Annotated in this window: 2 protein-coding genes; both read right to left on the minus strand. The window is 73.1% G+C overall.

The window, feature by feature from the left end; all coding sequences use genetic code 11:
- Positions 1-172 precede the first annotated feature (172 nt).
- The gene (locus EYA84_RS31690) at positions 173-514 is read right to left on the minus strand and encodes an RNA polymerase-binding protein RbpA (protein WP_007460094.1); all 342 of its coding nucleotides are present in this window, start codon (positions 512-514) and stop codon (positions 173-175) included.
- Between the two features lie 327 nt (positions 515-841).
- The gene (locus EYA84_RS31695; protein ID WP_131057836.1) at positions 842-1,435 is read right to left on the minus strand and encodes a pyridoxamine 5'-phosphate oxidase family protein; all 594 of its coding nucleotides are present in this window, start codon (positions 1,433-1,435) and stop codon (positions 842-844) included.
- Positions 1,436-1,546 lie beyond the last annotated feature (111 nt).

A 1,546-nucleotide genomic window follows, 5' to 3' on the forward strand; every position in this document is an offset into this window, starting at 1 on the left:
GCCCGCCCCCGCACCGCAGCCCGCGCCGCCGCAGCAGCCGGTGACGCCGCCGCCGCTGGTGGACGACGGCCGCGCCATCGAGGGCGAGATCGTGGAGCCGCGCTGAGAGCACGCCACCGCACGCACGACGGCGCCCCGGGAGATGATCTCCCGGGGCGCCGGTGGTGACTGGTCAGGCGCGACCGCGGCGGGTCCGGACCTCCTGGAGCCGCTCGGCGAGGATGTCCTCCAGCTCCGCGATGGAGCGCCGCTCCAGCAGCATGTCCCAGTGCGTACGCGGCGGCTTGGCCTTCTTCTGCTCCGGCTCGTTGCCGTCGACCAGCCGGGCCACGCTGCCGTCGAACTTGCACTCCCAGGTGGTGGGCACCTCGGCGTCGACGGCGAACGGCACCTCGAACTGGTGACCCTTGGCGCACAGGTACTCGCGGGTCTGCCGCGGCGCGAGCTCCGTGTTGCGATCGGATTCGTAGCTGACCGCGCCCAGTCGGCTACCGCGCAGCATGCGCTCGCCCATGATCGACTTCCCCTCTGTGGTGGTGCTGGTCCTATCGGTGTAACGGTCCGCCGGCGCCGCGCCATTCCCCGTGGCCGCGTCTCGGCGTCCCGCAGCACGGCGGGTACGGGGTCAAGGGTAGCGGGCCGTAGCGCGTACCCGGTCGGGTCCGCCCGCCGGGTCGTCTCGGCGGACCGTCGCCGCCAGCGGGAATCGTAGCCGTCGCGCGCACCCGGGCGGGCCGGGTGGGCGGCGGCGCGCCGTGATCAACCTAGCCTTCGCGGGTACCTGTGCGGGCGGTCGCGCCGTGATCAGCCTGGGCGACCGGCTGGCGGCGGCGCGTCGTGATCAACCGGCCCGGGGCGTCGGCGGCAGGGGAAGCGGCAGGCCGGGCAGGCCGTCGATGCTGGTGGCGACGTCGTCCTTGCCGGCGAAGTAGGCGTCCAGCGACGCGTCGTCCTCTCGGGCGAACCGGCGGCCGTGCAGGTCCCGGTCGGCGTCGTAGGTCATCAGCGGCACCGCGTAGCCGCAGGTGTCGCGGATCAGCCCGGCGTGCACCACGATGATCGCCCGCAGCCCGTGGTCGGCGCTGTCGATGTCCGGGAAACGGGCCAGCAACTCCGGGAAACGCGGATCGTCGCGGAACACCGGCTCACCCCGCCCGTGCACCCGCACGATCGTCGGCGGACCGGAGAAGGCGCACCACATCAGCGTGATCCGGCCGTTCTCCCGCAGGTGGGCGATGGTCTCGGCGTTGCTGCCGGCGAAGTCCAGGTAGGCCACCGTCTGCTCGTCGAGCACCGCCAGGCACCCGCGCAGCCCCTTCGGCGACAGGTTGACCGTGCCGTCGCCGGCCAGCGGCGCGGTCGCGGTGAAGAACATCGGCTGGGCCTCGATGAAGTCCCGCAGTCGACCCTCGATGCGCGCGTACGTCTTCCCCATCCGCCCATCATCGGCGAGCCCCCACCCACCCCGCTGCCCCCATCCCAACCCTCGACACCCCCCGACGCGCGACAGCACGAACGACTCAGCTCGACAGGCCCCACCCCCAGA

The sequence above is a fragment of the Verrucosispora sp. SN26_14.1 genome, assembly GCF_004307965.1.
Classification (GTDB): domain Bacteria; phylum Actinomycetota; class Actinomycetes; order Mycobacteriales; family Micromonosporaceae; genus Micromonospora.

Bases quoted from the DNA above. Each gene is read 5' to 3' on its own strand.
- EYA84_RS31690 (WP_007460094.1), bottom strand. From the start codon at position 514: ATGGGCGAGCGCATGCTGCGCGGTAGCCGACTGGGCGCGGTCAGCTAC.
- EYA84_RS31695 (WP_131057836.1), bottom strand. From the start codon at position 1,435: ATGGGGAAGACGTACGCGCGCATCGAGGGTCGACTGCGGGACTTCATC.